At 61.0% G+C, this 26,143-nt stretch carries 21 protein-coding genes; 3 read left to right on the forward strand and 18 right to left on the reverse strand.

The genetic code is table 11. The features are described 5' to 3' along the window. Positions 1-259: 259 nt before the first annotated feature. Positions 260-1,747: a lytic transglycosylase F gene (locus tag N5C91_RS21070; RefSeq protein WP_279831764.1), complete on the forward strand. Its 1,488-nt coding sequence runs from the start codon at positions 260-262 to the stop codon at positions 1,745-1,747. Positions 1,748-2,334: 587 nt separating this feature from the next. On the opposite strand, the gene N5C91_RS21075 is transcribed toward N5C91_RS21070, so the two are convergent. The 13 genes from N5C91_RS21075 to N5C91_RS21135 all read right to left on the reverse strand — a co-directional run bounded on the left by N5C91_RS21075 (position 2,335) and on the right by N5C91_RS21135 (position 17,456). After that, on the reverse strand, positions 2,335-2,994 hold the full coding sequence (locus N5C91_RS21075) for a hypothetical protein (protein ID WP_279831765.1): 660 nt from the start codon (positions 2,992-2,994) through the stop codon (positions 2,335-2,337). 118 nt (positions 2,995-3,112) lie between these two features. Continuing rightward, positions 3,113-4,222 (reverse strand): alpha/beta fold hydrolase, encoded by a 1,110-nt coding sequence (locus tag N5C91_RS21080; RefSeq protein WP_279831766.1) that lies wholly within the window; start codon positions 4,220-4,222, stop codon positions 3,113-3,115. A 226-nt stretch (positions 4,223-4,448) separates the two neighbouring features. After that, the gene (locus tag N5C91_RS21085; RefSeq protein ID WP_279831843.1) at positions 4,449-5,729 is read right to left on the reverse strand and encodes an outer membrane protein transport protein; all 1,281 of its coding nucleotides are present in this window, start codon (positions 5,727-5,729) and stop codon (positions 4,449-4,451) included. 146 nt (positions 5,730-5,875) lie between these two features. After that, positions 5,876-6,769, reverse strand: a complete 894-nt coding sequence (locus tag N5C91_RS21090) for an SDR family oxidoreductase (protein WP_236225439.1) — start codon at positions 6,767-6,769, stop codon at positions 5,876-5,878. 25 nt (positions 6,770-6,794) lie between these two features. After that, a complete protein-coding gene (gene mhpE, locus N5C91_RS21095) occupies positions 6,795-7,805 on the reverse strand; it encodes a 4-hydroxy-2-oxovalerate aldolase (RefSeq protein WP_279831767.1) in 1,011 nt (336 codons plus the stop codon). Further along, complete coding sequence (locus tag N5C91_RS21100; RefSeq protein ID WP_279831768.1) at positions 7,802-8,743, reverse strand: acetaldehyde dehydrogenase (acetylating); 942 nt, start codon at positions 8,741-8,743, stop codon at positions 7,802-7,804. Before N5C91_RS21100 ends, mhpE begins: the two co-directional genes overlap by 4 nt. Before the next feature lie 9 nt (positions 8,744-8,752). Then, positions 8,753-9,574: a 2-keto-4-pentenoate hydratase gene (gene mhpD, locus N5C91_RS21105; RefSeq protein ID WP_279831770.1), complete on the reverse strand. Its 822-nt coding sequence runs from the start codon at positions 9,572-9,574 to the stop codon at positions 8,753-8,755. Next, a complete protein-coding gene (locus N5C91_RS21110) occupies positions 9,571-11,325 on the reverse strand; it encodes a bifunctional 3-(3-hydroxy-phenyl)propionate/3-hydroxycinnamic acid hydroxylase (RefSeq protein ID WP_279831772.1) in 1,755 nt (584 codons plus the stop codon). Before N5C91_RS21110 ends, mhpD begins: the two co-directional genes overlap by 4 nt. A gap of 15 nt (positions 11,326-11,340) precedes the next feature. Next, positions 11,341-12,324, reverse strand: coding sequence for a VOC family protein (locus tag N5C91_RS21115; RefSeq protein WP_279831774.1), 984 nt, complete (start codon positions 12,322-12,324; stop codon positions 11,341-11,343). A 13-nt stretch (positions 12,325-12,337) separates the two neighbouring features. Beyond that, complete coding sequence (locus N5C91_RS21120; protein WP_279831844.1) at positions 12,338-13,204, reverse strand: alpha/beta fold hydrolase; 867 nt, start codon at positions 13,202-13,204, stop codon at positions 12,338-12,340. A 151-nt stretch (positions 13,205-13,355) separates the two neighbouring features. Next, a complete protein-coding gene (locus N5C91_RS21125) occupies positions 13,356-14,717 on the reverse strand; it encodes a DUF1329 domain-containing protein (RefSeq protein ID WP_279831777.1) in 1,362 nt (453 codons plus the stop codon). A gap of 12 nt (positions 14,718-14,729) precedes the next feature. Then, the gene (locus N5C91_RS21130) at positions 14,730-16,589 is read right to left on the reverse strand and encodes a DUF1302 domain-containing protein (protein ID WP_279831779.1); all 1,860 of its coding nucleotides are present in this window, start codon (positions 16,587-16,589) and stop codon (positions 14,730-14,732) included. A 261-nt stretch (positions 16,590-16,850) separates the two neighbouring features. Beyond that, on the reverse strand, positions 16,851-17,456 hold the full coding sequence (locus tag N5C91_RS21135) for a TetR/AcrR family transcriptional regulator (protein WP_236170643.1): 606 nt from the start codon (positions 17,454-17,456) through the stop codon (positions 16,851-16,853). Between the two features lie 220 nt (positions 17,457-17,676). On the opposite strand from N5C91_RS21135, the gene N5C91_RS21140 reads away from it, so the two are divergent. Both N5C91_RS21140 and N5C91_RS21145 read left to right on the forward strand, forming a co-directional pair. After that, complete coding sequence (locus N5C91_RS21140; protein WP_236198796.1) at positions 17,677-18,750, forward strand: amidohydrolase family protein; 1,074 nt, start codon at positions 17,677-17,679, stop codon at positions 18,748-18,750. 38 nt (positions 18,751-18,788) lie between these two features. Next, positions 18,789-19,991, forward strand: a complete 1,203-nt coding sequence (locus N5C91_RS21145; protein ID WP_279831783.1) for an amidohydrolase family protein — start codon at positions 18,789-18,791, stop codon at positions 19,989-19,991. A gap of 268 nt (positions 19,992-20,259) precedes the next feature. On the opposite strand, the gene N5C91_RS21150 is transcribed toward N5C91_RS21145, so the two are convergent. The 5 genes from N5C91_RS21150 to N5C91_RS21170 form a co-directional block, all read right to left on the reverse strand. After that, entirely contained in the window at positions 20,260-22,731 is a 2,472-nt protein-coding gene (locus N5C91_RS21150) for a TonB-dependent siderophore receptor (RefSeq protein ID WP_279831785.1), read from the reverse strand. A gap of 113 nt (positions 22,732-22,844) precedes the next feature. Next, the gene (locus N5C91_RS21155; protein ID WP_279831786.1) at positions 22,845-23,801 is read right to left on the reverse strand and encodes a FecR domain-containing protein; all 957 of its coding nucleotides are present in this window, start codon (positions 23,799-23,801) and stop codon (positions 22,845-22,847) included. Then, the gene (locus N5C91_RS21160; protein WP_236170638.1) at positions 23,798-24,307 is read right to left on the reverse strand and encodes a sigma-70 family RNA polymerase sigma factor; all 510 of its coding nucleotides are present in this window, start codon (positions 24,305-24,307) and stop codon (positions 23,798-23,800) included. The genes N5C91_RS21155 and N5C91_RS21160 overlap by 4 nt, the downstream gene beginning before the upstream one ends. A 216-nt stretch (positions 24,308-24,523) precedes the next feature. Further along, a complete protein-coding gene (locus N5C91_RS21165; RefSeq protein ID WP_236200901.1) occupies positions 24,524-25,162 on the reverse strand; it encodes an SDR family oxidoreductase in 639 nt (212 codons plus the stop codon). Positions 25,163-25,192: 30 nt separating this feature from the next. Continuing rightward, entirely contained in the window at positions 25,193-26,122 is a 930-nt protein-coding gene (locus N5C91_RS21170) for an alpha/beta hydrolase (RefSeq protein WP_279831790.1), read from the reverse strand. Positions 26,123-26,143: the final 21 nt, after the last annotated feature.

Below are 26,143 nucleotides of genomic sequence, written 5' to 3' on the forward strand. Positions count from 1 at the left end.
CGGCGGAGAAACCCCCAGGCCAGCGGCCTGAGGTTTTTTCGCTGCGCGGTCGGAGCGTGAGCAGCCGGCCCTCCTGTCGTCGCCAGGCGTGCATGCGCAGACGCCGAGCGGCACTGCACCCGGCCGGGTTTGAACTAGTCTTGGAAAACGGCGGGACAGCCCCGGTCCCGCCCGTGGCTTTCGCCTGCGACGCGCACCGGCAGCGCGCCACGGGCTTGTCCGTCAGCCGGTCATCCAGCTCAGCAGGAAGGTTCGCATCATGGGACGCCGCACTCTCGCTTCCGTGTGCCTGTTGTTCGCGTTTCTGTTCTCCCTGGCTGCCCATGCCGCGCAGCCCGCATTGCCCGAGGCCAGGTTGACCCAGCAGGAAGAGGCGGAGGTCCGGGCGATGGTGCTGCCGGTGCCGCCAGCCTGGAAAGGCGATCTGGACGGCATGCGCGAGCGCCGCCTGGTGCGCATCCTCGTTCCCTACAGCCGGACCTTCTTTGCCGTGGACCGCGGCCGCCAAGGCGGCATCAGCTACGAGCTGGGCAAGGCCCTGGAGGCCTGGCTGAACAAGCAGTACCCCTACGCGGAGAAATCCCTGCAATGGCGCGTCCTGTTCATTCCCACCCCCCGGGACCAGTTGATGCCGCAGTTGCAGGCCGGCGTCGGCGACATTGCCGCCGGGGGCCTGACCATCACCGATAGCCGCCTGCAGTCGGTGGACTTCGCCGCGCCGTTCGCCATCGGCGTCAAGGAGGTGGTGGTGACCGCGCCGGGCCACAAGCCGCTGGGCAGCCTGGAGGAACTGGCCGGGCAGGAGCTCATGGTGCGCCCATCGAGCAGCTACTACGAACACCTGCAGTCGCTCAACGAGTCCTTCAACGGGAAAGGCCTGGCACCGATAGCGGTCAAGGCGGCCGACGAAAACCTCGAGTCTGAAGACCTGCTGGAGATGGTCAATGCCGGGCTGATTCCCGCTACAGTGGTGGACCTGTACATCGCCCGGGCCTGGAGCGCGTTGTACCAGCAGATGCAGGTGCACCAGGACCTCGTGATCAATGCCCAGGGCTCCGAGTTCGCCTGGGCGGTTCGCAAGAACAGCCCGCAGCTGCTGAAGGCGCTGGACGCCTTCGTGCAGACCCACAAGGTCGGCACGACCTTCGGCAACTCCCTGCGCAACAAGTACGTGAAGAACAGCAAGCGCCTGTTCGACGCGACCTCGGAAGCCGAGATGAAGAACTTCCGCGACATGGTCGGGCTGTTCCAGAAACACGCCGGGACCTACGACTTCGACTACCTGATGCTGGTCGCCCAGGGCTTCCAGGAGTCGCAGCTGAACCAGAAGGCGCGCAGCTCGCGTGGCGCGGTCGGGGTCATGCAGATGAAACCCAGTACCGCGGCGGACCGCTCGGTGGCCATCCGCGGCATCGACAAGAGTGCGGACAAGAACATCGAGGCCGGCACCAAGTACATGCGCCTGTTGGCCGACAAATACCTCAACGACCCGCAGCTGACGCCGCTGAACAAGACGCTGATGACATTCGCCGCCTACAACGCCGGGCCCGGCAACCTGATGAAGTTCCGCCGCCTGGCTCAGGAATCCGGGCTCGACCCGAACATCTGGTTCGGCAACGTCGAGCACGCCGCCGCACGCGTGGTAGGGCGTGAAACCGTCGACTACGTCGGCAACATCTACAAGTACTACGTGGCTTACAAACTGGCGGAAGACAACAATCAACGGCGACAGGCAGAGCAGCAGTAAGCGTCCGGCAGGAAAGCTGAGGAACGCTCGCCATTGCCGGCGCCTGGTGGTTGTGTTGCTGAGAAGATGTTAGCTCCGGCCGATTGCAACGCCCGGCTAGGGGCGGAGAGTGGAGCGGAGGGGACCTACGATGGACGGCTCCCCAGATTCGACATTGAATAACTGACTGCTACATCATCACTTGTCACCAGATTGGCTGCTGCTCTAGTGCATGGATCTTCAGCATCTTTACTCGACAGGTCTGTCGGCCAGAGCTTTTCACCTGGCCCCCTGTTGCTCCGCCTACTTGTTATTGAGAGCAGCTTGCATAGCTGGCACAGCTTCCTTTTTGTAAAGGAGCTTTGCGAGCTAATTTATTTCTGCAGCGTAGCTATTGATATGGTCGTTTTGTACGCCCATGGCAGTAGAGAGAAATTCTCTTGTGGCGTCAGCTGACTCAAGATTGAATCCAATACTGATTGATGCGTACCCTGCGTTATCGTAATGTGCTTCCGTCTTGTATTCCCGGCAAAATGCAAGAGTCTAGCAGTGTAATCCTTGTATTGCTCCTTGCTTATTGGCGTAGCTTTCATGACTGAGACCCTTGTTTAGATTATTTTAATTGTGCAAATCTCGCCTGCTCCCAGAGGTATAATCTTGGGTGCTTCATTAAGTGGCACTGGTTTGTATATTGCAATGGATGTCAGAAGCGTTGAGCTAGTCGCGGACTCGAAGCGATAATCTAGCTGATAGGTTTGATTATGATAAATTACACTCCTTCCATTTATAATTATCGGCCGCCCGAGTTCGTCGCTGAATTCAGTGTCAGGGAGGTGATTTGCATCAACTACATAAGCTGATTCGTCATTGAACGGATACTCACCATTGTATATTATCACTTGCTCTTTTTGCTTATCATTATTTATGTCTAATTCCGAGATTCTAAATTTTATTTTCCCTGCATAAATCGCATCTATTACTGGCTTTAGCGTTTCCCATGTTATCTTTCTTAACTTGCCTCCTTTTCCGTATGTTGCAAGATATAATCCGGCAGAGAGTTCTGGAGATAATGGTTCACCTGTAGGTCTTGTCATCCTTGCAAGGTTCTCTTGGAACCTGCTTTTTGGTACTCCATGCTGATTTCCATTGATTTGGAATTCTTTGCAAAGCTCTATGCCGTCGTCACTCGCTGGAGCTGCTATCAATGTTGTTGATATGAGGGTTGTATATATTCCGCAAAGTATCCGACTTGCTTTTTGTTTGGTCATTTTGACTTATTCTCTTTTCAGCTCGGTTTGTCAGCGTTCCGATATGCTTTCGTCTGCATGCTTCTTGAGTGGGCTCATGCGGGTGTTGATTGAGCGTATCCAGTGCCGACGTGTGGAGCTATTCCGGGGAGGACTCAAGGTGCACAGCTTGCAGAAATTCGGCCGCCAGCTCATGTGCCCAGGAACGTCCATTCAGACCTGAGAGATAGGCGCAATGGCTGCCGCGTGCGGTAACCACCAGCAGGGTTCTTGGCATACGCGCCATAGCCTGTTGGTGATCTCTGACGTTGCCTACCACGCACACCGGGTCATCTTCAGCGTTGAGAACCAGCAGCGGAATGCTCACGTTCGCCATCACGCCCATCGGGTTGCAGTTGTCGAGGAATGACTGCTGGCTGGGATAACCCGCGCACTCATACAAGTGCCGATGAAATTCGTCCAGGCTCTGCGCGCCTTCCAGCGATTCGAGGCTGGGCAAATGCGCCAATGCCTCTCGATGGGGGGTAACGAACTGGCGCACAAGTTTCCTTGCCATCAGACGGGTGTATGGGGCTTTGGCCCGCGCGAAGGCCACCCGAATGTCGTAACCCGGACAGTAAGCGAAAGCGCCGCGCAGGGGAGTATTCACTCCCATCTCGCCCAGATAGCGAGTTAGCAGGCCGGAGCCGGCCGAGATGCCCGCCGCGTAGAGGGGGGATTGCGGATAGCGTTCGCTGATCAGCTGGAGTTGTTCACGCAGATCGCCGGTATCGCCCATGGTATTGAACCTCGGGGTGGTCAGCGGTAATCCGCCGTGGCCACGACGCTCGCACAGCACGACTCGCCATCCCGTCAGACGCTGCAGGTCGCGAACGAAGGCCCGCATACTCTGGGGTGATCCGGTGATCGTGTGCAGTACTACCAGAGTCGGCTTCTGCTTCGGCAATTCACTCCCCATCCAGTGAAGTGCCGTCGTGCCTCCGTCGGCCATGCGCAAGGTATCGACCCGATCGTAGTTCAGCCTGGGCGCGAAAGCCTTCTTCAGGCCCAGCCCGAGGAGTTGCAGATGCCCGTTGAACAGCCAGGGGGTGGCCCAGAATCTCCTGGTGAGACGCGGTATCCGGGCGACCAGATTCTGGTTCTCGATGTTGGCCTGATAGATCAGCTGTGGCTTGCGCGCCGCCGTGCGGAAATAGTGAGTGGCAAAGCCAGCGGCGAGCAAAGCTGGGATAGCGAACCAGATATTCATTAGGTGTCCTCAGGCAACCAACAGGCTATTCGATATCCGCAGAGGCTGATCGCAGCTGCGGATATCGAATAGCCCCCACATCGCGGGCAGTCCACGCGTAGTTTGCCGGCGCCTTGCCGTGGATGGCCATGCCCCAGCAGACGGAATCACGCATTTTTCCGGCCTGGCCCTGGATGCAGAGCGGCCCGACCCGTTGGAGTAGCGGTCAGGCCGGGTAAAGCTTGAATCAGTACCGATAAGTGAACTGGGTAACCAGGCCCTGCCCGGAGTTTTTGTAGCTCGCGCTGTACGAAGGCTTCAGAGCGCTCTCATCCGATTGGGAAACCGATGCCCTCGACTCCCGGATATAGCCGTAGGCCAGGTCCACGGTGAAGTCTGCCGAGGGGCTATAGCCCACGCCCAAGGCGATGCTCTTCCGATTTCCGGTCGGGATCCGCACGTTCCTGTTCTGGTTATCGGTCGGGGAAGGGTCGTACGCAAAGCCGGCACGCAGCGTCACCTCAGGTGACATCTGGTAGGCACCGCCCACGGCGAACGACCAGGTGTTGTGCCAATTCAGCGGTTCGGTGATCTGCGCAAGCCGCGAGCCCACTGCGGAGGACGGCACGCCGCTGTTATTGACCTCGATTTTCTCCAGACGCTCCCAGCGACTCCAGACGGTGCCGAGATAGCCCGTCCAGCGATCATCGAAGTGGTGAGTAATGGAGGTGTCGATTGTTTCGGGGAGCGTGATATCCAGACGCCCATCGTACTTGCCGTTGACCCCAAGAAAGGCGGGGGCGTCGGTGACTTTCGTGGTGCCTTCAAGGTGGTAATCCACCTTCGAGTGATAGGTCAGCCCCCAGGTGGTGTTATCAGTGATATCCGCCAGAATGCCAACGTTGTAGCCGATAGCAGTGTCGTCGCCGGACACTGAAATCCGCGTGTCGGTGCCGTTGTTCAGCGCTCCGGTGGCCAGGTAGTTCTGCAGCTTTCCATCGATGCGGTTGAAGGTAGGGCCCGCGCCAATCGAAATGCGATCGTTGATCCGCAGGGCAAGGGTTGGCTGTAGCGTGATGACCTTGGCCGCACTGTAGGAACCGAAGTAGCGACCCTGGTAACTGTCCTCATAGTCGTTGGTCAGGCCCGCCGGGACATAGAGACCGATGCCTGCAGTGAACCTGTCATTCACCGGGGTGGAGAAAAAGCCAAACGGTATGGCAGCCGAAGGCACCGAATCTCCCTTGTTGGTGCCATTCGCGGCGCCATGGGCATCGTTGATATCGACATTGGCCTCTACCAACGCGAAGCCACCGCTTATCTCGGTCCGGGAGATTTTGCTCAGCCCGGCCGGATTGCTGTAAAGGGTGCTGGCATCCAGCGCAGAGGACGAGCGCCCCGCGTAGGCAGTGCCTGCGGCGCTCGCACTTTGTTCGTTGAGATAGACGCCATTGGCAAGAGCCGAGGTTGACAGCCCGAGCGAGCAGGCAATGAGACGGCGAATGGCGAGAAGGGCACAGGAGGGCATATGGCGCGCAGGCGCCGACAACTGAAGCAATTTCATCGATAAACCTTGTTCTTGTAATCTGGCTGCGCGGGCAACTGTCCTGTTCATTCGCGCAGCAGGCACGGGGCACGTAGCTGTCGAGCGGCGCCGGGCTGGCGCCGAGTTGGCTAGATCGCGAGTTGTTGCTCGCTGAAATCCCATAGCGCCCGGGATAGCGAGTCGTTTTGAGCAAGCGGGGAAGGAGACTGGGTTCGGCAGTTTTCGTAGTACAGCCCCGATTGAGTGGAGGCTTCGAATGACGTCGCGCAGTACAGGCTGGTTTTTGCCCCCTCTTCGGGCGACTTGAACACTCGCTTCAACAACCACTGCAAGGGGCGGGGCAGGGTGCGCCATACGTCGGTGCCAACCACGCCTGGATGCAATGAGTAAGTCGTCACACCAGTCCCTTCCAGGCGTTTGCCGAGTTCTCTTGCAAACAGCAGGTTGGCCAGCTTGGCGACCCCATACTCCCTCAGCCCATTGCTGGAAACGGTTGGCCTGCGGACTGCTTCGAAGTCGATGGATTTCACATGTCGGTGAGCTTTGCTGGAGACGACTACGACCCGTGCCGGTGCCGACTCCTGCAGGCGTGGCAACAGCAACCTGGTCAGCAGGAAATGGCCCATGTGGCAGGTGCCGAAAGCCAGTTCGAAGCCGTCTCGAGTCTGCCCTTTCTGGCCGGCCAGGCCTGCGTTTGCGACGAGCAGATGCAGCGGCAGATTTCGCTCCAGGAATGACTGGGCGCAGCGTCGTACCGACGCCAGATCAGCAAGGTCCAACTCCAGGAATTCAACTTGCGCTCGCCCGGCGCAAGCAGCCTCGATTTCCCGTAGCACCGGTTCGGTTCGCTCCCTGGAGCGGCACGCCAGGAAAACCTGGTAGCCGTTCTTCGCCAAGGCACTGGCGGTCGCTTTTCCGATGCCAGTATTGGCACCTGTTACCAACGCGACCCTTGTGGCCGGAGACACTGATTGCATGGCAGCCTCGTCACGATGAAGGTTGGGCGCAGAACGCTGCACCATTGCTCTGGTATTCCGTTTGCGCGGGTTAATGGCGCTTGAGCAGGTCCAGCGCGACGTCGACGATCATGTCTTCCTGGCCGCCGACCATGCGGCGCTTGCCCAGCTCGACGAGGATGTCCACGGCCTTGATGCCGTACTTGGCCGAGGCCACTTCGGCATGGCGCAGGAAGCTGGAGTAGACCCCGGCGTAGCCCAGGGCGAGGGTTTCGCGATCCACGCGCACTGGTCGATCCTGCAGCGGACGCACCAGGTCATCGGCCGCATCCATCAGCGCATAGAGATCCGTGCCGTGGTTCCAGCCCAGCTTGTCCGCGGCAGCGATGAACACCTCCAGCGGTGCATTGCCCGCCCCGGCGCCCATGCCGGCCAGGCTGGCATCGATGCGATCACAGCCTTCCTCGACGGCAGCGATGGAGTTGGCCACGCCAAGGCTGAGGTTGTGGTGGGCGTGGATGCCGGTCTCGGTTTCGGGTTTGAGTACGGCCTTCACCGCTCGGAAGCGCGCACGGATGTCGTCCATGTTCATCGCCCCGCCGGAGTCGACGACGTAGATGCAGGTGGCGCCGTAGCTTTCCATCAGCCTGGCCTGGCCAGCCAGGTCCTCGGGAGTCTGCATGTGGCTCATCATCAGGAAGCCCACGGTGTCCATGCCCAGTTCGCGGGCGTACTCGATGTGCTGCCTGGAGACGTCCGCCTCGGTGCAGTGAGTCGCGACGCGGACCACTCGGGCGCCGGCGTCATAGGCCGCCTTCAGGTCGTGAAGGGTGCCAATCCCTGGCAGTAGCAGCGTGGCGATCCTGGCGTGGTTGACCACATCCGCTGCCGCTTCAATCCATTCCAGATCGGTGTGTGCGCCGAAGCCGTAGTTGAACGAGGAGCCCTGCAGGCCATCGCCGTGGGCCACTTCGATGGAGTCGACCTTGGCCTTGTCGAGGGCGGCGGCAATCGCGCGAACATCGTCCAGCGAATACTGGTGACGGATCGCGTGCATGCCGTCACGCAGGGTTACATCGGAGATATAGAGTTTCTTGCTCATGCCGAAGCTCCCAGCGCCTGGGCCATGCGCTCGGCGGTGGCCAGCGCGGCGGAGGTCATGATGTCGAGGTTGCCGGCATAGGCCGGGAGGTAATGGGCAGCGCCTTCGACTTCGAGGAACACCGAAGTCTTCAGGCCGGAGAACTTGCCGTGGCCGGGGATGTGCAGCGGCGCGGACTCGGGAATGACGTCGAACTGCACCTTCTGCTTGAGGCGGTAACCCGGCACGTAGGCCTGCACTGCCGCCGCCATCTCCTCGATGCTCGCCTCGACCTTTGCCTGGTCAACCGCCTCGCTGAGCACATACACGGTGTCGCGCATGATCAGCGGCGGTTCGGCCGGGTTCATGATGATGATCGCCTTGCCCCTGGCAGCGCCGCCGATGACTTCGATGGCCTTGCTGGTGGTCTCGGTGAATTCGTCGATGTTGGCGCGGGTGCCGGGGCCTGCGGACTTCGAAGCGATGGAGGCGATGATCTCGGCGTAGTGCACCTTCGCCACACGCGATACCGCGGCAACCATCGGGATGGTCGCCTGGCCACCGCAGGTCACCATGTTCACGTTCAGAGCCTTGAGGTGTTGCTCCAGATTGACCACCGGCACGCAGTAGGAACCTATTGCGGCCGGGGTCAGGTCGATCACGCGAAGATCGGGCTTGTGGCCCCGAAGGAATGCATCGTTCTTCACGTGGGCGCCGGCGGAGGTGGCATCGAAGACGAAGTCGATCTCCTTGAAGATCGGCAGGTGGATCAGTCCTTCTACGCCTGCGTGGGTGGTTGCGACGCCCAGTCGTGCTGCGCGTGCCAATCCATCGGAAGCCTGGTCGATACCGACCATGGCAGCCATTTCCAGGTGCTGCGCATTGCGCAGGATCTTGATCATCAGATCGGTGCCGATGTTGCCCGAGCCGATAATCGCGGCTTTGCGTTTAGTGGCCATGGTCTGCTCTCAAGTGGGAAGAAATACGCCGTCGGGCGTCGAACTGAAGAAGTGTGTCGAGACGCTGCCGACTCCCTCGATGGTGGCGGTAAAGCGGTCCCCGACCTTGACGGGCACCATGGGGCCGAGAGCGCCGGTCAGAATCAGATCCCCCGCCAGCAGCGGCGTCCCCAGCGAAGCCATCTTGCGGGCTAACCAGACCGCAGCATTGAGCGGGTGGCCAAGGCACTCGCGGCCACGGCCGCTTGAGACTTCCTGGCCGTTCAGCGTCATCCGCATCTGACAGTCGAGCAGGTCCAGCCCCTCCAGCCGTCGAAGCGGCCCGCCCAGCACATAGGCGCCACAGGAGGCGTTGTCAGCGACCGTGTCGACGTAGCGAATGTCCCAGTTGCGAATGCGGCTGCCGACGATCTCCAGAGCAGGAAGTACCCATTGCACTGCGGCGCAGAGCTCATCGAACGTGGTATCTGCCTGTGGCAGGTCGTGCCCCAGCACCAGAGCGATCTCTGCCTCGATCTTCGGTTGCATGACTCGCTCGATTGCGACCCCCTGTTGTTCGCCGTAGCACATGTCGGCAAACAGGGTTCCAAAGTCAGGCTGATCCACACCCAACTGGGCTTGCACCTTGGGGTTGGTCAGGCCGATTTTCCGCCCCACGATGCGGCGGCCGGTGCTTTGCCAGTGCTCCACGTTGATGCGCTGGATGGCGTATGCCGCGTCACCATTGTCCAGGCCCAGTTCGGTTCGCAGCGGTGCAAGGGCTTCTCCCTGCTGCTCTGCATGGCGCAGGTCGGCGGCAAGCCGTTCGAGCATTTCGCAGGTCAGGCTCATGCGGACTTCCTCATGGGCCGTGGTTCGGTGGTGGAGCCGATAAGCGCGGCAGACCAGCCGATCTGGCGACCGAGTTCTTCGATGGCGGCATTCAGCTTGTCGCCCGAGACGACGGCAAAGGCGAACTTGTCCGGCCGGATGATGGCGACCGCATTGTGTTTCGCGCCGGAGCGCTTGAACCACTTGAGCATTTCCTCGCCGACTTCCTCGACTTCAACCAGGCCGGCGGGAGTGCGGCATTGAATGTCCTTGCCCTGAGGCCGGCCACCGAAGGGGAACAGGCTCAGGTAGTTGACCCCCTGTGCCGCGAGCACCGCGCGGGACTGTCCGTTGAGGAAGTCCTGGGGGTTCACGCCAAGGCCAATCAGCGCAAAGTCGTCACCCAGGAGGCTGTCGAGCAGCACTCTCTTGCCCTTGAAGGTTCGGACATGAGGCTGGGGGATCATCTTGCCTTCGACGGATCGACGATTACGGCGCGCAATCCCCAGGTAGGTATCGCTCTTGTAGGTCGGCGTCGGCTTGAATCCGCCTTCGCGGATCCACTTGCCAATGATCGGTGTGGCCTGGAGCGTCCTGGCCGTAAAGTTTCTCAGCGTGGCCTTCAGCGGGTGGGCCATCGACACGAAGTCCTTCATCACAACCGAGATGTCGATCATCGCTTTGGCATGGTGGTAGCGCTCCCGCCCATAGGTATCCAGAAGCGCTTCTGCCGCTCTGCCTCTGAGGACCGAATCGAGCTTCCAGGCCAGGTTGTAAGCGTCTCGAACGCCAGAGCTCATGCCTTGCCCCATGAACTGCGGGGTCATGTGCGCCGCGTCACCCGCGAGCAGTACTCGCCCTCGGCGCCACTCCTGTGCGACCAGGGCATTGAAGGTATAAACGAGGCGACGTTTGATTTCGAACTTGTCCGGGTCGACGTGTCGACTGATCAGTTTGCGGACGGTCGCCGGGTCCTCCATGTACTCCTTGGTCTGGCCGGGCATGAGCATGAACTCGAAGCGGTGGAACCGGCCTGGCTGCGGACAACTGACGGTCGGACAAACCGGATCACAGACGAAGTTGAAGTAGGGGATGTGGCGCAGCGCTTCCTCGCCATCCTTCAGCTCTAGGTCAACCACCAGCCAAGGTTCCGGGAAGTTCTTGCCGTCCATCTTGATACCGAGCGATTCGCGGACGGTGCTCCGGCCACCGTCCGCGCCGACCAGGTAACGGGCGCGAATTGCCTGAGGATCGAGGTCGATATCGTGCTCGCTACGCGCGTCGCTGCTTTCGCTGAAGCGGAAGGTGCGGGTGGCCTGGTGAGTAATGGTCACCCAATCGCTGTTCTGCTCGAAGGCGATGAGCTCGCGCCCCCGACGAATCTGGACGTTGGGATAGCGCTGGAGCAGTTCCGTCAGGCGGGTTTCCAGCCAGGGTTGGTAGAGGAAGTTGATCACCGGCCAGCCGAACGGACGTTTCAGTTGCCAGTACTGGCCCAGCACGCGGCCGTCTGCGAAGGTCCACTGTGCCGGCGTGTCGATCTGCATGTCGGCCGCAAGTTCGTCGGCGACGCCGGCGGACTGCATGATTCGCATGCATTCATCGTCGGTGTATACGGCACGAGCGTTCCCGTAGAAGGTGGGCTCGCGCTCCAGCACGATGACCGACAGGCCGCGCTTCCCTAGCAGGTGCGCCAGAGTGGCACCGGTTGGACCCAGGCCCGAAATCACGACATCAACGGTTTCGCTGTGCAGCTTGTTGTTATTGTCCATCTCCAGCGTGTCTCCCTAGAGCGGTGAAAATTCAGTGTTGAAAAGCGAGCGGATGCCGCGGCCGAAGTTGCCCAGGTTGGTCGTCAGCTTTTTCCAGCGGGTTTGCTTTTCAGGCTTGTGTCCCCACAGGCTGATGCCTTTGTAGGACGTCGTGAGCCAGGTTTCTTCAACGACTTCCAGGGCATTCCAGCCGAGCTCCATCTCGAAGCCCGACGGGGTCATGACGTAGAAGGACTGCTCGCGATCATTGGGGTGCTCGCCGATCTCATGGGCCATTTCGAAGCCCAGCTTGCGGCAGCGAAGGAAGGCATCGGTGAGCCCGCTGACAGATGTCGTCAGCAGATTCATGTGCTGGACTCGAGTGCGAATCGGATCCATGGGCAGGTCTTTGACGACAGCGATCGCAATCGAGTGATGACGCGGATTGACTCGGAAGAAATCAATGTCCAGCGTGACGCCGGCAATGCGCTCAACGATGTGATCGCTATGCCGTGCATCGAACACCTCCTGCCAGAAGCGGCGCATCTGCTCGGGCTTTCGCGAGGTAATGGCCAGGTGTCCCATGCCCATTTCCCCGGTTATGAATCCGGGGCTGAGCATCTCGAGAGGGCGGTCGTCAGTGAGTGGCTCGGTAAATAGCTCGATCGCGAGCCGTTTCGGCCCAATGACCCTCCAGAACTCACGGACACCCCGCTCGGCGGCCTGGTGTGGCGACCCTTTGGTTGCCACGATCCCAAGCTTCTTCAGCCGTTGAAGCACCTCATCCAGGGTGCTCCGGTCACGCAGCTGCCAACCAACAGCAACCAGGTCCTCGGTTGCGCCGCGCTTAACAATGATCCGCCGCTGGTGTTCATCCATGCGGTAGGCCAATACCTCCGAGTCGGCCTGCGCTTCGTGCAAGCCGATGCCAGCCTTGAGCAATGCACGCCAGCGATCCATCCGTTCGGATTCGATAACCGCGTACCCCATGCTACTGGCGCCGAAGATGTCCCGAGCCATATCGATATCCTCCTCAGGACTTGGGCGTATTTACCGCCAGGAAGGAGGCGCTGATGGCGTTGAACTGCTCGGCACGCTCCCATTGCACCCAGTGGCCGGTCTTGGCGAACAGGTACAAATCGCAGTTGGGCATGCGCTTGAGGAGGGTGGTGCCACCGCTCGGGCGGTTCACCAGGTCTTCCGTTCCCCAGAGAACCAGGGTGGGGACCTGGCAGAGCTTCAGGCGATGATCGCGAGTGAAGTCCATGCGGATCGCCGCACCGAGGCTTGGTGGGCGCCGCAGCGGAGGTTGTTTCACGACTTCCGGATCGATGCTTGAGCGATAGCGCTCCTCGATCATGGCGTCCGATACCTGGCTGCCGTCGTAAACCAGATAGTCACGGATGAAGTGCGTGAGCTTTTCCAGGGATGGACCATCGCCGTTGTAATAGTCCAGCAACAGCTTGAGCCCGGGAGTAGGGAGGCCTCGCGTGGTGTTGATACCACCAGGCCCCATGAGAATCAGCCCCGATACTCGGCCAGGTGCCTCCAGAGCCATCCGCAGGCCACAGGCGCCGCCCAGCGAGTTGCCGATGATGTGCGCGCTCTTGATGCCAAGCACGTCCAGCAGAGCAAGCATGGAGCTGGCAAGGTCGCCAAACGGATCGTCACGGTTCACGCCCTTGGACGACTTGCCGTATCCGGGCATATCCACGACCAGCACGCGGAATTGCTCGGCCAGTGCGTCGATGTTGCGCGAGTAGTTGGAGAGGCCGGAGGCACCCGGGCCGCCACCGTGAAGCATGAGCAGCGGATGCCCGGTGCCCTTCTCCGCGACGAAGATCTGACGCTTGCCGACCACGACACTGCGGGTCTGCAGCTCGGAAATGGTTTCTTTCATGTTCACTGCGTTGCTCCTGTTGTTATGGGGCCTGGCGGCGCGTGCGAAGCATGGAGCTACTTTAAGTCATTATTGTCTCCATGTGAACAGTAGTGTTCACATGGAGGGCGAATTAATGCCACGCGCCGGGTGTTCAGAGCGAAAGGGAGGGTTAGCGGACGCCGGCGTTGCGCAGGGCGGTGGGGGTGTAGTCGGCCCCGCTGGCCTTGAATCCGAACTCCACCGCGGATTTCTCTTCGTTGGTCATGCCGGAGACGAGGTAGCGTCCGTTGATCAGGTCGTAGAGCGCCTCGACGCCCAGCCAGGGAATCTGCCTGTCATACAGCGGCGTCATGAAGCTTTCGCCAACTCGCCAGAGGGTGCCACGACCGTCGTAATGCTCGGCGACCATCGCCTGCCAGGTGTCTTCATCAATGAACAGGACGCGCTTGGCATAGATGTGCCGTTCGCCAGGCTTGAGCGATGCCTCCAAGGCCCAGACCCTGTGCTTTTCATAGCGAACCAGGTCCTGGTTCATGTGGCCGGGTTGAAGGATTTCGGCGTATTTGTGCGCCGGCGATTCCAGTTCGAAATTGTTGTAGGGAATGTAGAGCTCGCGCTTGCCAAGCAGCTTCCACTCGTAGCGATCCGGGGCGCCGTTGAACATGTCGAGGTTGTCTGCGACGCGCTGCCCATCGGAGGCGGGGTAGGGACCGTCATAGGCGATCTGCGGGGCACGGCGGACGCGACGCTGCCCGGCGTTATAGATCCATGCCATGCGAGGCTCTTTCACCTGATCCAGCGTCTCGTGAACGAGCACAACGTCGCCGGCCAGGCGGGCAGGCGCGGTTACCAGTTGCTTGTAGTAGAAGAGTACGTTGCTCTCCTTGCCCGGGTCGAAGTCACTGAGCTGATCCCGATAGGTGAATTGCTGCTTGAAGTAAACCGGAGTGAAGGTGCCGTTGGAGGTGGGGACAGCCTGCACATGGTTGCGCTGCGCACTGCCTCCGCGGTACCGGGTGATGTGGTTCCAGAGAACCTCGATGCCACTCTGTGGAATAGGGAAGGGGATTGCGGTCTGGAAATCCTGCAGACCGTTACCGCCGCCTACCAGGCTTGCCTTGCGGGCGTTGGCTGCCACAGCCTTGAAGACCGCTTCGGGATAGGTCGCTGAACGATGGCTCGGATAGATGTTCATGCGGTAATCCGGGTAGCGCTTGAACATTGCCTGCTGCCCGCTGGAGAGATTGGCGGCGTACTGCGCCAGGTTCTGCGCCGTGATGGTGAAAAGCGGCTTCTCGCCGGCAAAGGGGTTGCTGAGGCGGCCATCGGCGCCACGTTGCCCCGCATTGGTCGGCAGCCCGCCAGTCCACGGCGGAATGCTTGCGTCGGCGTTGCCGGCTTTCTCTGCTCCCATGGGCGTCAGGCTGGTGCCGAGCTTCTGGGCTTCCACTTCAGAGACTGCAGCGAAGGCATGCAGCGGGACAGTCAAGGCTGCGCCGAGCAGCGCGATACGCAAGGAGGAATTTTTCATTGTTGTTCTCCGTTAGAAGGAAACGCCGACGCTGAGCGCGACGAAGTCTCTGTCGACGTTGACGTTGTAATCACCGCCAAAGAAGTTGGTGTACGAAAGGCTCGCGTTATAGGTGTTGAGGTAGGTGGCATCGAGTCCGACGCTGGCGGCCTTGGAGCCCTCGTTGAATCCTGGTTCGGGGCCGTATCCGTCTACGTCGTGCGACCAGGCCAGGTTCGGTTTGAGCTCCAGCCCCTGGATGACGTTGGAGTACTCCCAGATGGCGCGCGCGCGGTATCCCCACGCATCCGACGTGGTGAATCCATCGTTGCTGCAGTACTCCGGCGTTGCGCTGGTGGAGGTGCACACGCTGTTATCCGGATAGATCGCGCCACCGCCATAGGCCGTGCTGCGTCCATATCGCAGGCCACCTCTACCTTCGAGTCCGCCAACGTGCACGTATCCGACTTCGCCGATCAGAGTCAGGCGATCGGCCCCCATGACCTGGTCAAAGAAATGCGTGGCAGTGACCTGGGCCTGGGTAACCTCTTTGCGCCGATAGCCAGCGATGGCGGTTGAGTTCTGAAGGTCGATTGCGCCTGAGGACAGCAGTGGCGAGAGCGCTGTGATCCCCGTTCCTGCTGTGATCAGGTCGTACGGGTTGATCTGCAGCGGCATGTTGGGGCGATAGCTGACCTCCCCGGCGAGCGTGGTTCCGGTGGGCAGGCTGGTGCTGAAGCTCAGGCCGTACAGGCGGACATCTTCGGGGTAGTCGACGTAGTACTTTGAGGTTCCGAGCCGGTAGGCCTGCGCCAGGCTCTGGCCAGCCGCCGAACCCAGCACTGCCGAGCAGGCTGCAGCCGGAACGCCCAGGTTTCCGCAGAGTTCCGGGGCGAAACCCATATCCGCGGCATGCGGGCTGGTCACAGCGCTGATGTAAGGCATGCGGCTGTGATAGTTCATGAAGTAGGCGCCGAATTCGCTGTCCCACTGCGGGGCGAACCAGCGCAACGCCATGCCCCATTGGCCGCTATCACGCGGGTCGTTGTCATGCGCCCGCGGAATCTCGATCCCTTCGCTGGTCAACTTGATCCCGAACGGAGACAGCGCCTGCTGGGCAAGCGGGTTCTGGTAGATCACCGGCCCTACGGGCAAGCCACCACAGCCATCGGCAACGACATCGTTACCGGAGAAGAAGGTCCCGCAGTTATCGATGACGGTCTTGTCCCATCCGAACTGGTAGAACATCTCCGTGGAGAAGCTCTCGCTCAGGCTTTGAGAGAGATAAAACATGTTGACCGGCACCAGGCCTTCCTTGATCTCGGAGCCGGGGCGGCGGAAGGAAGAGACGTCTACCGGGTTGATGGCGTTGATGCCGCCCTGGATGAAGGTGCTTTCCCCCCAGTTCACGACTTGCTTGCCGAGCTTCACGACGCCGGGCAGTTCGTGAATCTCGTAGTTGTGGTAGACGAACGCGTCGAGAAACTCCGCGCCAGCGGATTTCGCTGCCTCCTCGCGCCCGCTGTCGCTGATGTTTTTGTAGCGCCGGTCTTCATCCTTGAGGACGAAGTCATACCAGTACTTGCCGCGGACAAACACGCCGCTGTCCGCATACTTCAGCTCAAGGTCGTGGATGCCTTTGAAGACCCTCGAGATGCTGTCGCCCTCGCGGAAGTTGAGCTTCCCGTCATCAACGCTGCGGCTGTGCAGCAACTTGGCCTTGGGGTTCTGAGTTGACCAGGATGAGCCTATGGACAGTGAGGAGTCGAACTGCCCCTCGATCTCTCCAATATTGAAGGTCACCGCATGAGTGGCCGGGATGTACAGGGCGTACAGGCTGAGTGCAGCGGTAATGCGCAAGGGTCGGAAGAGCGAGGGACTTGCCCGTTTCATGTCAAAGCCTCTTTTTGTTGTTTTCGACTTTCCAGGGGGTGCACGCTGCCCCTGCGCCCTTGACGGGGCACAGCGGGATCGATCGGTGGTGTTAGCGGCGTGTCGCCGCGACTGTCAGGGGCTCGGCGCTCGGCAGGAAAGCGCCCGGAGGGGGAGGGGGTGAAGGAGGTCTTTCATTGTTGTTCTCTCCTTTTTTTGGCAATAAGCGTCCCCGCGGCGCGCAATCGCGCGCCGTTCAGGCAGTGGGACGTTCTGCGGGTTTCAGTCGATGCTGGGCAAGGCCGGTAGTGGCGTGTTGGCAAAGGCGCGCGCCTGTTCAGCCTCGACGCCCAAGGCGCGCAGCACCAGTTCGGCCGTATCGGCGCTGACGTCTCTCCAGGTCTTGTGACCTTCAAGAACCAGCGTGATGGCAATCAATACCGAGCCGGCAATCATGCCGATGACCGAGATCATCTGCTCCGGACGGAAGCTGTAGCGGTGTTTGGCCAAGCCATCGAGAACGTCACGAACGGGAGGGCCGTCCCACATTTTCTGCAGCGAGACGCTGGTCGCCGAGTAGCGCACCAGGAACGCTCCCCAATGGGGCTCTTCGTGAGCGCGACGAATGTAGAAACGAATGCCATTGGCCAGACGCTGCGCGGGATCCAGATCGGGTGCAGCACTCTGCCCGACGCGTTCGTTCATCTCTGCTGCCAGCTGGCTCGCGACATCCTCGAGCAGCGTGTCGATCGACTCGAGTTTCTTGTAGATCGTGCCGCGCGCTACCCCGGCTGTCTGGGCCAGCTCGCTCACGTTGATATCGTCCATGCGGCGTTCAGCGAAGATGCGAATGGCCGCTTCATGGATGCGTTTTTCGATCGAACTCATAGTGGAATCCTGTCTTTGCTGGTCACGAGTGAACAATTGTGTTCACGGGGAGTCAAGGGATTTTTTGAAGCTTCGCCATGCTTATGGGCCATTATGCGCTCGATGATCGATATTGACACTCTGTGAACAGTGGTGTTCATATCGATATGGTTGTGTTCTCACTGCCTGCCGTGCAGGAGCCTCCCGCTCCGCTAACCCAAATTCCCGCAAGAGGATCCACATGTCCATTCAGCAAGGGCGCATAGACGTCCACCACCACATCATCCCGCCGGCTTTTGTGGCCACCATGGACAAGATGGGGCTGACCAAGGTGGCCGGTGCTCCGCTGCCGAAATGGTCTCCCGAGAAATCCATAGAAGTCATGGATCTCAACGGCATTCAAACTGCGATCACCTCACTGTCCGCTCCCGGTGTGCATTTCGGCGGAGGGGTCGAGCAAGCGACTGACCTGGCCAGGCGCTGTAACGATTTCGCGGCTCAGATGGCGCATGATTACCCGGGCCGGTTCGGCAATTTTGCAGTGCTCCCCACGCCTTTTACCGAAGCGGCGTGCAAGGAGGCCATTCGCGCGCTCGACGAGCTGAAGGCTAATGGCGTGGTGCTGCTGGGCAGCACCGACGGCCACTTCCTGGGTGACCCGCGATTTGAAGAACTGATGGCAGAGCTCGATCGTCGCCAAGCCATAGTTTTTGTCCACCCGAACATCCACAAGACCAGCGATGAGATCGGCCTTCAGACCCCCGGTTTCCTGCTGGAATTTCTCTGCGATACCACGCGCGCCTCGGTAAATCTGATTCTGACCGGGACAATGGAGCGATATCCGCGCATCCGCTGGATTCTCTCGCATGCCGGTGGCTTCCTGCCTTACGTAGCGTGGCGCATCTCGTTGGCGAATGCCCTTCCCGAATTCCAGGAGAAGGCGCCGCAGGGCGTCCTTACCTACGTAAAGCGCTTCTATTTCGATACGGCGCTTTCGCCGTCCCGCTACTCGATGGTTGCCCTGAAGGAGCTCGTGGAGCCATCGCACATTCTGTTTGGCAGCGACTTCCCGTTTGCTCCTGCTCCTGTCACGACCCTGGTGTGCCAGACACTGGCAGAGAACAGCCCGTGGAATGAGGAGCAGCAATACGGAATCAACCGTGGCCACGCGTTGAGCCTGTTCCCACAGTACCGGTTGGCCAATGAGCAGGTGACTCCTGCGCCGATTTATGAAGGCGAGACCTTCTCCAATCGCATGCGGCGGCGGATGACAAAACCTGTGGCGGCGTTCGCGGAGCGCATTCGCAATCGCTGATCAGCCCACATTACGCAGAAGAACAATAAGAGGGTGTCATGAAACGTCGTGAGTTTGTCGCGGCGTCCGGGGTTGTTCTGGGCGCCTCTATCCTTTCCGCCACAGACAGCATCGCCGCCACGGGCGCATCTGGTTTGCCATCGGAAGCTCCACCTCCAGTCGACATGGGTTCGGAGTTCCGTCGCAGTGAAGGTGTGGTCGATGTCCATCAGCATGTGATCCCGGACTTCTACGCAGCCGAGTTGACGCGTCGCGGGCTGAATGTTTTCGCAGGTGAGTCGTTGCCCACCTGGAGCGCTCAGTCTGCATTGGCGTACATGGACGACCAGGGAATCTCCTCGGCAATCCTGTCCCTGCCGGCGCCCGCCGTTTGCTTTGACGAACCCAGGGAGGCGTCTTTACTGGCCAGGCGCTGCAATGAGTTCATGGCCAGGGCGAAGGCGTCCGAACCTGGGCGTTTCGGCAGTTTCGCAGCCATTCCCCAGCGGGAGCCGGGGAGTGCCTGTGCGGAGGCCATCCATGCCCTGGATCAACTCGGCGCGGATGGCGTCCAACTGCTTGCCAGTGATGGGCAGCACTTCCTTGGAGAGCCCCGATTCGAAGAGCTGATGGCGGAGCTCGACAAGCGCCAGGCGAAGGTATTCGTGCATCCCAATATGCACGCCACTAGCCAGTCACTCGCTCTCGGGACGCCCGGCTACCTGGTGGAGTTTGCCTGTGACACCACCCGCGCGGCCGTCAACCTGATCCTCAGCGGCACCATGGAGCGATACCCGAATATCTCCTGGATTCTCGCGGAGGGGGGAGGGTGCCTGCCTTACGTTGCCTGGCGAATCTCTTTGGCAAACGCACTTCCCGAGTTCGATGATGCTGCTCCCCAAGGGGTACTGCACTATCTCCGGCGCTTCTACTTCGATACGGCGTTGTGCGCCTCGCCCAGCGTTCTTGCAACGCTCAATGAACTTGTTGAACCGTCTCGTCTTCTGTACGGCTCCGACTGGCCCTATCTGCCCCATGTTGGGGAAAGAGATTTCCAGTTCATCCAGACCACAGACCTGCTCACCTCAACCGGGCGGGGTCAGCTTCAACGGGGGAATGCCTTGAGCCTTTTCCCGCGGCTGGCGCGGCAGGGCGAGGCGGTTGCAGCGCTGCCGGTCTATGACGTCGAAAGCAGTTCCCATTGGGCGTTGCGCCAGATGAAAAAGCCGCTATCGGCGCTTGCACAGTCGCTCAAGGACTAGCGCCTGAAAGACCTTCGGGCGTGTGGCAGTAGTGATTCATCTCACCCCCGTGGTGCTCCACTGGTAACTCGCTTCGGTGGTTTTCTGGGGGACTGCAACCTATTGGAGGTTAGCTGCCGACCTTTCGCAGACTGTGGTTACGGTCGCCTGGGTCGGGTGGATATTCGCGCTGGATACGGCGTTGTTCGATCTGATCGTGCCGGGCGCCAGGTGAGCGGCAATCCTCTTGAGCAGAGTCGTCAGGAGGGACTGCCGCCACCCACTCACCTCAGAAGTCGGCCTTCAGGGTGACGGTGTAGTTGCGTGGGTCGCCATACTGGTTGCTCGCGTTCAACCAGCCGATGGAGGAGTAGTACTTCTTGTCGAACAGGTTGTTGCCGTTCAGTGCGACGCTGAAGTTCTTGTTGATCTGGTAGGCCAGGCGGGCGTTCCAGATGGCATAGCCGGACTGCTTGATATCGCCGACGCCGCCGGTCCCTCCGAAGTTGCTGTTGTAGTTTTCGCTCTGGATGCTGGCGCCCGCGCCTGCGGTCCACTGGCTCAGTTCACCGGGCAGGTTGTAGTCACCCCAGAATCGCAGCAGGTGGCGCGGCGTGTAGCTGTTGAAAGTGGAGCCGGATGATGAGGTGCCGTCGCCCGGATCGTTGAGGAACTTGGTCGAGGTGTAGGTATAGCCGGCGAACAGTTGCAGGCCCTTGAGTACTTCGCCGCTGATCTCCGCATCGAAACCTTCGGCGCGAACCTTGCCGCCATCCACGTAGCAGTTGTCTTCGCCGTTCTGCCCGCACTCCGAGGCGTAGTCATACTGCGCTCGGTTCTCCTGGTCCACGCGGAAGATCGCGAAGCTGGTGTTCACGCGGCCATCCATCAGTTCGCCCTTCAGGCCGATCTCGTAGTTCGAGCCTTCGATGGGCTTGAGCGGGGCGCTGTCCTGGGTCAGCTCGGTCTGCGGCTTGAAGATGTCGGTGTAGCTGGCATAGACCGACCACTGGTTGTTCAGCTCGTAGATGAGGCCGCCATAGGGGGTGAACTCACCGGTCTCCCGCGAATGGGCGGGGGCGGGCGACGAGGTAGTGAAGCGGCGCAGCTCATAGTCGTACTGGTAGTTGCTGGTTCGCCCGCCGACGACCAGGGTCAGCGGCTCGGCCAGCTTGTAGCGCACGACACCGTAGAGCCCGTTCTGGCGGATCCTGCCTTCGGAGGCGCCGGCGTAGGTCGTGCTCAGCATCTCTTCTTCGGTCGGTTTGCGCGGGGAGACCGGGTCGTAGATGTTGATCGGCCCGAGATTGAGCAGACCTCCCTGCACATCGTCGGTCTTCAGGTCGCTGGCGTTGGCGCCGACCACTACCTGGTGTTCCAGGTCGAAGGCGCGCCACTTGCCGGCGAGGTTGATGTCGGCGCCCTTGTTGACGTTCTCGAAGTCGTAGAGGTAGGCGCGCGACTGCATGCCGTCGCCGGTGGCGGGGTCGACCGCACCGCGGCCGAAGCTGTAGAGGATGTCGTTGGTCTCGCGGATGTAGCTGCCCGAGGCATTCAGGCGCCAGTCTTCGTTGAAGTCATGGGTGACGTCGGCGAACCAGGTGGTCTGCTTGTTGTTCCACTTGTTCCAGTCCGCGCCGGTGAAGGTGGAGCGGCCCGCTTGCACCGCGCTGCCATCCTTGTTGCGCGGCAGGCCGCCGAAGGACGGTGTCGAGTGCAGGTCCTCGACACTGGCGCCCGCGGCTACCCGGGTGTCGTCGGTCAGGTCGTACTCGAGAATCCCGTAGAGCACGTTCTTGCGGCTATCCGCCGTGTCGTAGAAGTAATCCCGATCCTCGTGGGCGGCGACCACGCGCCCGCGCAGCCTGCCGTCGGCAGTGAGCGGAGCGCTGCCATCGAGTGTCTGCCGGTAGGTGTCCCAGGAGCCGGCGCTGGCGGTGAGCGAGAGCGAGGGCTCGGCCTTCGGGCGCTTGCGCACGAGGTTGATCGCCGCGCCGGGGTTGCCGCTGCCCTGCAGCAGGCCGTTGGCGCCACGCAGCACTTCCACGCGGTCGTACAGCAGCGTGTCGGAGGTGAAGCTGCTGCCGATGGCGTAGTAGCGGCGGTCGAGCGGGACGCCATCGTACTGGATGGTTTCCACCTCGAAGCCGCGCGAGTAGATGTACTTGCCGCCGGATGGGCTCTGGTAGGTGGTGATGCCGGTGGTCTTCTCCAGCACCTGGTCCAGAGTGTCGAGACGCTGGTCGTCCATCGCCTTGCGTGTGATGACGGTAACCGACTGCGGGATGTCCTTCAGGCGCTGGGTCGATTTGCCGATGGTGGCTTCGTTGGAGGTGTACGAGCCGGAGCCCTCCGTCGTTGGCCCCAGCCCCTGGCCGGTAACGACCGTATCGCTCATTTCCAGGGCCGCCGGGATTTCCTCCAGCACGTAGCTGCCACCCTGGTCGATCGCACGCAGGCCGGTGCCGGAGAGGAGGGCGGCGAAGCCGGCCTCCCTCGAATAGCTGCCGTGCAGGCCACTCGACTGGCGGTTGGCGGTCTTGCTGGCATCGAACGAGAGCGCAACCCCTGCCTCGCTGGCAAAGCGGCTGAGCACTTCGGTCAGCGAGCCGGCGGCGATGTCGTACTGACGGATGCTTTGCACCGCGCCGGACGGTACCGACTCTGCGGCCTGTACGGCAGGTACACCGACGACGGCGACGCTGAAGAGGGCGGCCTGCACATGGATGGCGAGCCGATGGCGAACGAACGGATACAGCATGGTCTCTCCCCGGTAATGGTGACCAAGTGGGTCACTGATGCCGGGAAAGCCGAACCAGGGACGAAGAAAGTGCACGGTGGTCAGAATTTTTTTTCGGCGGCATCCGCAAGGCGTCAGCTGCGCGGAATCACAGTCACCCAATACCCTGTTCGATACACCGCCGTGACCGCGAAGCTGCGCTCCAGGGCTCGCAGCGCAAGGTCCGTGTCATCCAGTGGGAAGGCCCCGGAAATGCGCAGGCCGCTGATGCGTGGATCGCACCTCAGCCAGCCATGGCGGTAACGACCGAGCTCCTCCAGCAACTCGCCGAGTGGGCGGTCAATCGCGATCAGGCTGCCCTGTTCCCAGGCGCCCACAGAGGCATCGTTGGCTCGCGCGGGGCCGATGATTCCAGAGGCGATGCGGGCGTATTGGCCCGCCTCCAGGCGCAGGGCCGTGCGCTGGCCCGGCACGCTCACTTCGACGGCTTTCTCCAGTACCGCTACCTCGGTGCCGCCAGTCCAGCTGCGCACAGTGAAGCGAGTCCCCAGTGCGTGCACGCTGGCATCGGGGCTCTGTACGCGGAATGGCCTGCCGAGCGCATCGCTGGCGGTGCTTACCAGTACCTCCCCGGCACGCAGAATGATCAGGCGCTGGTTCGCGTCGAAACGCACATCCACCGCGCTGTCGGTGTTGAGCAGCAACTGGCTGCCGTCGGCCAGGGTGAAGCTACGGCGCTCGCCCACGGCAGTCCTGTAACCGGCAGTGAGGCGTTGGCGTGCATCGCTGCGCCAACCCAGGGTGGCCAGTCCGCCCAGCGAGGCCAGCACCACGACGCTACGCAGTACCTGGCGTCGAGATTCTCCGGCCGAGGCCAGGGTTGCCGCAGCCAGCCGACCCGGTACCCGGGCCATCTGCAGGTTCACCGATTCGATACGCTGCCAGGCGCGCTGATTGATCGGATCGGCCGCCAGCCAGCGCTGCCAGGCCTGCTGGTCGCTGGCGGCAGGCGATTCATTGGCGAGCCGCGCATACCATTGCGCCGCTTCGCTGATGGCCTCGCGTTCACTCGGCTTGAGGACATCGTTCACGAGATGCCCGCCATGGCCAGGCAGCAGTGCTCCATGGCCTTGGCCATGTACTTGTTGACGGTGCGGATCGAGATACCCAGCCGCTCGGCAATCTGGCTGTAGGTCAGCCCTTCGAGCTGGGACAGGATGAAGGCCTGCCGGGTCTTCTGCCCGAGGCCATCCAGCATCCGGTCGATCTCTGTCAGCGCCTCGAGGAGCAGGGCCTGCTCTTCGAGGGACGGCTGGACAGCCTCGGGAAGCAGGGCGAGCGCGTCCAGATAGGCGCGCTCCAGTGAGCGCCGCCGGTACAGGTCGATCACCAGTCCGCGGGCGATGGTTTGCAGGTAGTGCCTGGGTTCGCGAATGCTCCCGGCGCTCTTCGCCATGAGGACGCGCACGAAGGTGTCCTGCGCCAGATCGGCCGCATCGGCAGAGTCGTTGAGGCGTTTGCGCAGCCAGCCACGAAGCCAGCCGTGATGGTCGCGGTAAAGCATCCCTACCGCCTGCAGCGACGAATCTCCCTGCATTGCAATCCCCTAAGAACAATTTGCAAACGACAATCGTTATCAAATATACGGGATGTTGCAATGCTTGAAAACTGCTGGCTGGCGAGCGTCCGGTCCTGGCCGATTTCGCCGCTGGTGAGAGGCAGCTACCGACCCAAATCGGACGTTCAGGTAGGACGCCATCCGGGCTCCATGTCGTCCCCACCACTTGGCTGGCGGGAACGCTCCCGTCAGGGACTACATGAAGTAGGGCTTGTCGCCATCGCTCCCGGGTTTATTCACGCCCAGATTCGCGCCAATATGCAGGCCGGGGTTTCGGATCAGATGAATGATCAGGTCACCCACGCTCCTGCGCGACACCACCGTGCCCTTGAATGGCTCACCCTTGCCGGTGGTTTCGTAGTCCACTTCGTCCTCGTCGGTCAGCCACGCTGGGCGCAGGATGGTGAAATCCAGCCCTGAGGCTTCGATGGCATCGGCGGCGCGCCGGTAGTACTTGAGCGGCTCGCCGATGACTTCGTGATTCCACTGGCCAAACTTGCCGGGGATTTCGTCGTAGATGCCCAGTGAAAGGACAAAGATCAGGCGCTTGACCTTACTGGTCTGCATGGCATCGATCACGCTGCGTGCCTGCTCTTCCAGATCGTCGCCGCTGAGGTTCGCGTAGACGATGTCCTGGCCATCCATGACCTCGCGCAGCAGTTCCTGATCCAGAACGTTGCCGATAACCACTCGAGCATTATCAGGCTCCGCTCCGGAAAGCTTCCTGGGGTCGCGCAGCAGTAAGGTCTGCTGCACTCCGCTCAGTTGCCCAAGCCCTCGTACGACCCACGAGGCGATCTGCCCAGTGGCGCCGAGGATGAGTACATTTTTCATGAGGCGCTCCGTGTCTGCGATTTGTGCGGGCTACAGGTATTCCTTGAAGAAGGGCGCGACCTGAGCCATGGCCAGGGCCACCGGCTCCGGCTTGTCGTAGAGGTCGTAGTGCGACCAGCCTTCGGCGACGAAAATCTGCTTGGCTGCGGACGCCGCCCGGCCATAAATCTCCCAGCCGTCGCGGTAGGCGCCAAAGGCGCCGGGCTTGTCGCCGATCACCACCAGCAGCGGTTGGGTCAGCAGCGTTTCGGCATGGGCGAATGCATCCCAGGCCATCGCTGCACTGTTGAAGGAGAACAGGCCACTGGTGGCACCATTGGGTTGCTGGCCGCGTGCGGATTTGTAGTACTCGGTGGCCTCCAGTACGTCGATGTCCGTCAGGCCGGCCTGTTTCCCGGCTTCCACCGACTCCGGCAGGTAGTTGATCACATGGCGTGCCGCGCCCTGGGCTTCGGCGGTGCGCTGGGCGGCCATCGCTTTCAGGGCGCCGAGCGGATCGAACTGGCTGAAACCTTCGCGGATCAGCCGTCCAAAGTTGACGCCGGTAATCGAGGCGAGGGCTTTGATGCGGTGATCAGTGATCGCTGCGTTGATGGTGTAGGCACCGCCACCGCAGATGCCGATGGCGCCAATGCGTTGCGCATCCACATAGGGCTGGGCGACCAGAAAGTCGATAGCGAAGCGGATGTCGGAAACTCGGATGGCCGGGTCTTCGATGAAGCGCGGTTCTCCACCGCTGGCGCCCTGGAAGCTGGCATCGAAGGCGAGCACCACGAAGCCCTGTTCGGCCAGTTGCTGGCCGTAGATGTTGCCTGATGTCTGCTCCTTGCAGCTGCCAATGGGATGGGTGCTGACAATCGCGGGGTATTTCCTGCTCTCATCGAAGCCCGGCGGCAGGTACAGGTCGGCGGCCGAGTCCCAGCCCAGGTTGCGGTAGGTGACGTGCTGGATGGTGGTCATGCTGCTTGCTCCGAGTAGATG

The organism is Pseudomonas sp. GD03903 (assembly GCF_029840045.1).
Taxonomy (GTDB): Bacteria; Pseudomonadota; Gammaproteobacteria; order Pseudomonadales; family Pseudomonadaceae; genus Pseudomonas; species Pseudomonas pseudonitroreducens.

What these genes read in the sequence shown, in the direction of transcription:
- N5C91_RS21070 (WP_279831764.1), top strand. Translation starts at nt 260, where the DNA reads ATGGGACGCCGCACTCTCGCTTCCGTGTGCCTGTTGTTCGCGTTTCTG.
- N5C91_RS21075 (WP_279831765.1), bottom strand. Translation starts at nt 2,994, where the DNA reads ATGACCAAACAAAAAGCAAGTCGGATACTTTGCGGAATATATACAACC.
- N5C91_RS21080 (WP_279831766.1), bottom strand. Translation starts at nt 4,222, where the DNA reads ATGAATATCTGGTTCGCTATCCCAGCTTTGCTCGCCGCTGGCTTTGCC.
- N5C91_RS21085 (WP_279831843.1), bottom strand. Translation starts at nt 5,729, where the DNA reads ATGCCCTCCTGTGCCCTTCTCGCCATTCGCCGTCTCATTGCCTGCTCG.
- N5C91_RS21090 (WP_236225439.1), bottom strand. Translation starts at nt 6,769, where the DNA reads ATGGTGCAGCGTTCTGCGCCCAACCTTCATCGTGACGAGGCTGCCATG.
- mhpE (WP_279831767.1), bottom strand. Translation starts at nt 7,805, where the DNA reads ATGAGCAAGAAACTCTATATCTCCGATGTAACCCTGCGTGACGGCATG.
- N5C91_RS21100 (WP_279831768.1), bottom strand. Translation starts at nt 8,743, where the DNA reads ATGGCCACTAAACGCAAAGCCGCGATTATCGGCTCGGGCAACATCGGC.
- mhpD (WP_279831770.1), bottom strand. Translation starts at nt 9,574, where the DNA reads ATGAGCCTGACCTGCGAAATGCTCGAACGGCTTGCCGCCGACCTGCGC.
- N5C91_RS21110 (WP_279831772.1), bottom strand. Translation starts at nt 11,325, where the DNA reads ATGGACAATAACAACAAGCTGCACAGCGAAACCGTTGATGTCGTGATT.
- N5C91_RS21115 (WP_279831774.1), bottom strand. Translation starts at nt 12,324, where the DNA reads ATGGCTCGGGACATCTTCGGCGCCAGTAGCATGGGGTACGCGGTTATC.
- N5C91_RS21120 (WP_279831844.1), bottom strand. Translation starts at nt 13,204, where the DNA reads ATGAAAGAAACCATTTCCGAGCTGCAGACCCGCAGTGTCGTGGTCGGC.
- N5C91_RS21125 (WP_279831777.1), bottom strand. Translation starts at nt 14,717, where the DNA reads ATGAAAAATTCCTCCTTGCGTATCGCGCTGCTCGGCGCAGCCTTGACT.
- N5C91_RS21130 (WP_279831779.1), bottom strand. Translation starts at nt 16,589, where the DNA reads ATGAAACGGGCAAGTCCCTCGCTCTTCCGACCCTTGCGCATTACCGCT.
- N5C91_RS21135 (WP_236170643.1), bottom strand. Translation starts at nt 17,456, where the DNA reads ATGAGTTCGATCGAAAAACGCATCCATGAAGCGGCCATTCGCATCTTC.
- N5C91_RS21140 (WP_236198796.1), top strand. Translation starts at nt 17,677, where the DNA reads ATGTCCATTCAGCAAGGGCGCATAGACGTCCACCACCACATCATCCCG.
- N5C91_RS21145 (WP_279831783.1), top strand. Translation starts at nt 18,789, where the DNA reads ATGAAACGTCGTGAGTTTGTCGCGGCGTCCGGGGTTGTTCTGGGCGCC.
- N5C91_RS21150 (WP_279831785.1), bottom strand. Translation starts at nt 22,731, where the DNA reads ATGCTGTATCCGTTCGTTCGCCATCGGCTCGCCATCCATGTGCAGGCC.
- N5C91_RS21160 (WP_236170638.1), bottom strand. Translation starts at nt 24,307, where the DNA reads ATGCAGGGAGATTCGTCGCTGCAGGCGGTAGGGATGCTTTACCGCGAC.
- N5C91_RS21165 (WP_236200901.1), bottom strand. Translation starts at nt 25,162, where the DNA reads ATGAAAAATGTACTCATCCTCGGCGCCACTGGGCAGATCGCCTCGTGG.
- N5C91_RS21170 (WP_279831790.1), bottom strand. Translation starts at nt 26,122, where the DNA reads ATGACCACCATCCAGCACGTCACCTACCGCAACCTGGGCTGGGACTCG.